This is a genomic window from Candidatus Borrelia fainii (assembly GCF_027925085.1).
In the GTDB taxonomy this organism is placed as follows: domain Bacteria; phylum Spirochaetota; class Spirochaetia; order Borreliales; family Borreliaceae; genus Borrelia; species Borrelia turicatae.
On record NZ_AP027072.1, the window covers coordinates 51,572 to 59,167 of the forward strand.

A 7,596-nucleotide genomic window follows, 5' to 3' on the forward strand; every position below is an offset into this window, starting at 1 on the left:
TAATAATGAAAAGAATTACTTTAAGTGCGTTATTAATGACTTTATTTTTACTTCTTAGCTGTGGGAGTGGCAGTGCTAATGTTGAGGATCCTAAGAGTAAATTTTTAAATGTGTTTACGTCTTTTGGTAATATGGTAACTAATGCTTTTGGCATTAAGGCAGATACTACGAAAAGTGAGGTAGGGAAGTATTTTGCTGCTATTGAAACTACTATTACATCAGTAAAAAAGGAGTTGCAAGAAGCAGTTGATAAGAATGAGAATTACTCAAAAGTTAAATCACTTGTTGAGCAGTTTATTACTAACACATTAAAGAAGATTGCTGATGGTGCAAATGAAGCAGCTAAAGGGGCTACAGGAGAAGATAAGATTGGTGGTGCTAAAGACCAGGAGGGTGCACCTGGAGATTCTGCAAGTGTAAATGCACTTGTTAAGGGAATTAGAGAAATAGTTAGTGTGGTTTTAAAGGATAATGAGGGAAGTGCAGAAGCTACTAAGACAGCAGGAAATGAGAAAAAATCAATTGGTAAGTTGCTTGGTAAAAAGGATGATGGAACAGAAGAACATGCGGCAGCAGCAAGTGCATCAATTGGAGCAGTAACTGGTGCTGACATTTTAAAAGCTATTGCTAAGTCTGCTGAGGCTGCTAATAATGATGTTGGTATTGATCAAGCAAAAAACGCTGCTGAGATTGCTGCTGCTAAAAAAGAGGATGATAAGGAGTTTGGAGATGAAGCACAAAAGGATGCAGTTATTGCAGCAGGGATAGCTTTAAGAGCAATGGCTAAGGGGGGTAAATTTGCTGCTAAGAGTGAGGATAAATCTGCCAATGCAGTAAATGGTGCAGTAGCAAGTGCTGTTACTAAAGCATTAAATACATTAACTATTGCTATAAGAAATACTGTTGATAATGGTTTAAAGTCAATAAATGATACACTAGCAACCAAAGGTGCTACTACACCTGAAAGCTCAACTGGTGGACAATAATAGAGAATTATTAATAAAACATACATAACTAAATAAAGTCATTTGAGGGAAACTTTTCTTTTCATAAGAATTGTTTTCCTTTTTTACTATTTGTAATAATACTTAGGTCTAAATAATATTGGTAACAATCCTTTAACAACAGATTGATGGTACGATTGCATTTGAGCTTTTTGATAAACTTAAGAAAATAGACTAAATACTTTATATTATATTTAGTTACCCTCTTAAATCACATTTTACTAAAAAGAGATTCCTATAACACTTAACCATATTATATTATAATTATATAAGGAGTATTTTATGGGACTTGCACAACCAGTAATTACTCAACAAATGGTTATAACTGATCTTAACTAGAGTTGGTATTAATAGAGATATTGCTTACAGATATTATAAAAATGAGCTTACTTATAAAGATATTGATTATTTAAAGACTACTTTTAACCTTAAGCTTGAAAAGTTAGAAGCAACATTACAATTTGATATTAAAGACTTGGATAATAAAATTGATACTGTTGAGAATAATCTTAATTCCAAAATAGATACTAAATTCAATGAACTTGATAATAAAATTGATGTTAATAAAATGGAACTTAAGACTACATTAAGACTTCATGGTTGGATGTTTGGAACCCTTATTACACTTAATATAGGAATATTCTTGGCATTAATGTCTTTATTAGTAAAGTAAATTTATTTAATTACTCCTTATTTAATTGACCTTCTGTCAATTATTTTTTTTAGTCATTTTTTTTACAAAAATCATTTAAATTCTTGTTAACAACAATTCATACATATTAGTTGTTTCCATTGTTTTTAGTCTTTGCAAATATTACAGTATCTATGTTCTTGGCTTTTTTATTTTGCTTATCAAAGCTTGTTAGCCATTTTTCCCCCTTTAAGTTAATAAGGAGGCACGTAATAATGAAAAGAATTACTTTAAGTGCGTTATTAATGACTTTATTTTTACTTCTTAGCTGTGGGAGTGGCAGTACTAATACTGAGGAGCTTCAGAGTAAATTTTTAAATGTGTTTACGTCTTTTGGTGATATGCTTGGAGGTGTATTAGGGTTTAATACTACTACTAATAAGTCTGATGTTGCAGCTTACTTTAAAACCGTTCATGATACTGTACAAGGTACAAAGACATCCCTTGATAAGATTGTATCTGATATGAAATCTAAGAATAATCCTAATGCTGCTAATGCTGAGAGGGTTGTAAAAGAAGTTGGTGAAACTCTTAGTAAGATAATTGATGGGGCTAAGACTGCTAGTGATGCTATTGGTTCTGAGGGTACTGAGCTACTTGGTAATGTTGCTGCTCAGAATAACGGTGGTGCTGCTGGTGATGTTGATAAATTAGTACAGGGAATTAAATCAATTGTAGATGTAGTGCTTAAAAATGAAGGTAAACATGATGCTGGTGATAATAAAAAGGCTGAAGATGGTTCTACTGCAAGAACAGCTGCTGGTGATGGTGAAGCAGGTAAGCTATTTGGTAATGCTGCTATTGATAATGCTGCTAATGCAAAGAAGTCTGCAGCTGATGCTGCTAAAGCTGTTGGGGCTGTAACTGGTGCTGATATTTTAAAAGCTATTGTTAAGGATGGCACTAGTGCTGCTGCTGTTGCTGCTGGTGCTAAAGATGGGAGCATTGCAGGTGCTATTGCTTTAAGAGCTATGGCTAAGGGGGGTAAATTCGCTAATGATAATGCTGGAACCGCGGAGGTTACTGCTGCAGTTAAAGGTGCAGCTGTAAGTGCTGTTACTAAAGCATTAAATACATTAACTATTGCTATAAGAAATACTATTGATAGTGGTTTAAAGAAAATAAATGCTGAACTAGCAGCTAAACCTGCAGACGCAACTGGTGGACAATAATAGAGAATTGTTAATAAAACATACATAACTAAATAAAGTCATTTGAGGGAAACTTTTCTTTTCATAAGAATTGTTTTCCTTTTTTACTATCTGTAATAATACTTAGGTCTAAATAATATTGGTAACAATCCTTTAACAACAGATTGATGGTACGATTGCATTTGAGCTTTTTGATAAACTTAAGAAAATAGACTAAATACTTTATGTTATATTAGTTACCTCTTAAATCACATTTTACTTACATACCTTCCCTATAACACTTAACCATATTATATTATAATTATATATAAGGGGATTTTTATGGGACTTGCACAACCAGTAATTACTCAACAAATGGTTATAACTGATCTTAACTAGAGTTGGTATTAATAGAGATATTGCTTACAGATATTATAAAAATGAGCTTACTTATAAAGATATTAAATATTTAAAGACTACTTTTAACCTTAAGCTTGAAAAGTTAGAAGCAACATTAAAGTCCAATATTAAAAGACCTGGATAATAATAATTGAATTTCTGTCAATTATTTTTTTTATAAAAATCACTTTTGTTGATTGTTTAATTACACACATTCTTTGAAATATTACAGTATCTATGTTCTTAAGCTTTTTTATGTTTATCAAAGTTTGTTAACTATCTTGCTCCCTTTAAGTTAATAAGGAGGCACGTAATAATGGAGGAGCTAAAGAAGGGGCGGCAATAAAGGCTGATGGGTCAGTAATTAATTTATCAAAAGTAAGTACAGACATAAAAAATGCTGTTGATTTTGCAGCTAGTGTTAAAGAAGTTCGTATTTTAGTTGAGTCAATAGATAAACTTGCTAAAGCTATTGGTCAGAAAATTCAAGCAAATGGTCTTGCTGGTGAAGCTGATCATAATGGGTCGTTAATTGCAGGAGCATATAATATAGTATTGTTTGCAGAGACTAAATTGGGAGACTTAGAACAAACAGTTGGGCTTCCTAATGAATTAAAGGCAAAGGTTACTGATTCTAAAAGTAAAGCTAAAGCTTTCTTAGATAAATTGAAAGGGGGGCATGCTGACCTTGGTAAAAAAGATGCTACTGATGATAATGCAAAGAAAGCTATAGATAAAGATAATGGTGAGAAAACTAAAGGAGCTTCTGATCTTATTGCTTTAAATACAGCAATTGGTGCGTTAGTAGACGCTGCTGATGATGCAGTAAAATCTGCAATGGCAGGTCTTACAACTCCTAAGGCAGATAAATCTGAATAATTTAATTAATTATTATAAGATTAGTTTTTTTATTAAAAGTAAATAACTGAAAAATAAAGTCAATAAAAAGAAAGCTAGGAGCGGTATTGCTCTTAGCTTTTGATTTTTAATTGTATCTTTGTAAGATTCTTATGTTCTCTTTTGAACAATTACAAATTATAACTGATTGTATTATTTTATGAGGTTCTTTTTGTGCTTTTATTTTAAGTGTACTACATTTTATGGTAGTTGTTATGAATTAAAAGTTAAGTAGGGTTATAACTTGCAAGGGGGAGATATGCATAAGAGTATTTTGCCATTATTTATTTTAATATTTTTAAGTTTATTTTCATGTGATATAAATACCCTTAATGAAATGATGCTCAAATCAAGAGAAAAATATTTAAAACAAAGCAACAAGGTAGAAGATTTAAATCCTAAGGATGGAAAGCAAGAAGGTGAATTGGAAGAAGGCGTAAAACATCAAGTGGTTCAGGACTTTCCTTTAGTGCCTGTTAATAATATGAATACAGAGATTCCAGTATTTCATAATCCCCCATACTATCCTTATCTAGAAGAAATAAATATAAACGAAGAAGATTTACTTCCAATTACTAAGGACGAAAAAGACGCACAAGAAAAAATTGAAAGGGTAGAAAGTATTCTTAAAGGTTCTGGATTTGCTAAATTAATTGAGAATGCACGTGAGCTTAAAGATGAATATGAACGATTAAGAGTCGATTTGTATAATATACTCTCAAAACTCCAAGAGAAAAGAAGTTTCAAAGGGTTGAGTCTAGGAAGGGATAAATTTAGGAAAAATAGCATGGAGATAGAGAATGTAAATCGTTGGTACAGTTGGGTAAGGGAAGAAGATTCTAATTTTGAGAGGCTTATAAATGAAATTGATATTGCAATACAAGGTATAGGGTCTGCAGAATTTTTTTTTAAGAGAGCACAAGACACTTTAAAGGAATCCATTATCAAAAGATTAAAAAATTCAGCAAATTGGAGACATAGATTATCTTATGTACCAGCGCAATTATCTGAAATTGCACGAAGTGATGCAGAAAATGCTTTACGTCAATTAGAATCTTCTTCTTTGAAGATAGGTGAAGTAATGGGAAGAAAGAAAGATATAGAAAAACTTATTCAAGAAGCAAGATCTGTTCTAGTAGGTTTTAGGAGATAAGAAAATATATATATAAATATATTTTATAATACTAATGTTTGAAAAGGAGAGTCTTCTTTTCAATGGAGCTCTCTTAAATTTTATTTAGATAAGTTTCTAAAAATAATTATCTTTAGAAGTTGTTTTTTTGAATACTAATATGGGAAGAGAAGATTTATTAAATAAGGATTATAGAGTTTTAGATAAAGGCTTTATAAAGCTTATTGATTATATGGGTAGTGATGATAGGATCGTTCAGGCTGCAAGAATTTCATATCGCAGTGAAAGCTTTAAAAGGGACGATAATGAACTTATTGATTATTTAATACGAAATGAACATACAAGTCCATTTGAACAAGTTGTCTTTACCTTTTATGTTAAGGCTCCCATATTTATTGCAAGACAATGGATGAGACATAGAACAGCTAGGATTAATGAAGTATCTGGTTCTTATAGTTTAATGAGAGAAGAATTTTATCTTCCAGAAGATATACAAATTCAAGAGCTTGATAGTAATCAATGTGTGAATGAAAAAATGGAATCTCCTCAATTTACTAAAGATATATTAATTGAGTTAGAAAAAAGTCAAAAATATTGTTACAAGCTATATCAAGATATGATAGATTGCAATGTTTTAAAGGAAATATCTAGAATAGTTTTGCCTCTAAGTTTATATACTGAATGGTATTGGCAGATTGATTTAAAAAATCTTTTTCATTTTATAAAGTTAAGATTGGGATTAAATGAATCGAAAGAAGTTAATGAAAATTCATCAAAAGAAATGCGTGAGTATGCCAATATATTGCTTGATATTATTGAAAAAATTGTGCCAATTGCTGCTAAAAGCTTTAAAAATCATATTTTAAAAGGATGTAGATTTTCTTATGAAGAAATAATGGCAATTTCTGCTGCTTTAGATACCAGTAAGTTAAAATTGGATAGTAAAGCATTAAATAGATTAAAAGATAAGCTTAATATTAAATAGTAAACAAAGTTTCCCCTTTTATTGAATTATTGTAATAATGATATATATTTTATAGAAAATAATTGAATTTTATATGCGGTGACTAAGGATATGAATTTTATGTATAGTAGGTTTGTTTTTATATTTTGTGTGACTTGTTTTATAAGTTGTGATTTATTCAAAAATAATAGTAATCAAGGTCATTTATCGAAAGACCTAGAAAGTATTAATTTAAAATCAGATTGGAAAAGTAATCTTGGACTTAATAAAGAAGAGCTTGATACATTAACTTTTTTTGTCAATGCATTAAAAGATGAATTTACAAAAACATATACTAGCGCAGCTAATTTTAATTTTTATTTAAAAGGAGATGTGTTTAAGATAGAAGAATATATAAAAAGGTTTTTATTAAAACTGAAAGATAAGGGTAAAGTTAAAGAACTGATTAGTTATATTAAATATGGTAGAGACAATTCACCTAATGTAGAGGGTAGAGATGAAAGTCTTAATATAGATGCGGAAGAGCATTATAGACTAGAGAGTAGACTTGCTAGTGTTTTTGATAATTATTTTATGTTCTTAAATTCCCCATCTCCGCTTTTTGGTGGTGATCCTGAAGATAAAGTATTGAATGGTATTAAAGATGTGTGTTATGAGTTTAGAGCTTCACATAAACCTTCCAGATAGGATTTATCTTATATCATGATATAATGTAGGTTCAGCAGTTGATATAATTGATAAGATATTTTGGAAATTATATGTTATTTGCAAATAAACAATCACAAAGATATTATACACATCCTAATGATACTGTTGCGTTTAACAAATTATTAAAATTTTTCCCAAGTCCTTCTTTTGTAAATTTTTAGATGTTTTTTAGCTTTAACTCTGGCAATTTCAAGTGAGTTCAAAGATCGCAATAAACTTTGTAAGAGTAGGAGAAAAGAACTCAGGAATCAGATTAAATAAACTTGAAATAAATAAATGTAATTAACAACATGGTGAAAAGACCAGTCAGTGCTGATCTGTCAGCAGTGTGGATAGAGCAGTCGCTAACTTTTTTGTTGTTTTTTTAAATAACAAATGAAATAGTTAAAATCAAAGTCATTTTGCATTGAAGAAAAAAAAGGCTTCCATTAAGTTTTTAATAACATTATTATCATTTGTATTAATACTTAGTGTATTAAAATTATATGTACTATTGATTAATTGTTTTTTGTGTTATTTTTCTGCTTTCATAGTTTGATTCATCATCGTCTTCTTCTTCATATTCAAACTAAGAGCAAAGCTTTTTTAAATTTTCTATGTATTTATAGAGGTCGAAAAAAAGAAGGTTGTTTAAGTAAAAGAATTATTATTATACAATACAAATATAAACT

General features: G+C 30.1%; 7 protein-coding genes and 1 pseudogene. All 8 read left to right on the forward strand.

All coding sequences use genetic code 11. From position 1 onward, the window contains the following. Positions 1-5: 5 nt before the first annotated feature. The 8 genes and pseudogenes from QMG63_RS05255 to QMG63_RS05290 all read left to right on the forward strand — a co-directional run bounded on the left by QMG63_RS05255 (position 6) and on the right by QMG63_RS05290 (position 6,904). Positions 6-986: a variable large family protein gene (locus QMG63_RS05255; protein ID WP_281862363.1), complete on the forward strand. Its 981-nt coding sequence runs from the start codon at positions 6-8 to the stop codon at positions 984-986. Positions 987-1,286: 300 nt separating this feature from the next. Then, positions 1,287-1,677 (forward strand): annotated as a pseudogene (gene bdr, locus QMG63_RS05260) (Bdr family repetitive protein). A 233-nt stretch (positions 1,678-1,910) separates the two neighbouring features. After that, positions 1,911-2,867, forward strand: coding sequence for a variable large family protein (locus QMG63_RS05265; protein WP_425592818.1), 957 nt, complete (start codon positions 1,911-1,913; stop codon positions 2,865-2,867). A gap of 376 nt (positions 2,868-3,243) precedes the next feature. Continuing rightward, the gene (gene bdr / locus QMG63_RS05270; protein WP_281862372.1) at positions 3,244-3,369 is read left to right on the forward strand and encodes a Bdr family repetitive protein; all 126 of its coding nucleotides are present in this window, start codon (positions 3,244-3,246) and stop codon (positions 3,367-3,369) included. 218 nt (positions 3,370-3,587) lie between these two features. Continuing rightward, on the forward strand, positions 3,588-4,103 hold the full coding sequence (locus QMG63_RS05275; RefSeq protein WP_281862374.1) for a Vsp/OspC family lipoprotein: 516 nt from the start codon (positions 3,588-3,590) through the stop codon (positions 4,101-4,103). 277 nt (positions 4,104-4,380) lie between these two features. Next, a complete protein-coding gene (locus tag QMG63_RS05280) occupies positions 4,381-5,274 on the forward strand; it encodes a P12 family lipoprotein (protein WP_281862365.1) in 894 nt (297 codons plus the stop codon). Between the two features lie 139 nt (positions 5,275-5,413). Continuing rightward, a complete protein-coding gene (thyX, locus tag QMG63_RS05285; RefSeq protein ID WP_281862296.1) occupies positions 5,414-6,238 on the forward strand; it encodes an FAD-dependent thymidylate synthase in 825 nt (274 codons plus the stop codon). A gap of 99 nt (positions 6,239-6,337) precedes the next feature. Then, a complete protein-coding gene (locus QMG63_RS05290; RefSeq protein ID WP_425592813.1) occupies positions 6,338-6,904 on the forward strand; it encodes a hypothetical protein in 567 nt (188 codons plus the stop codon). The last annotated feature ends 692 nt before the right edge of the window (positions 6,905-7,596 follow it).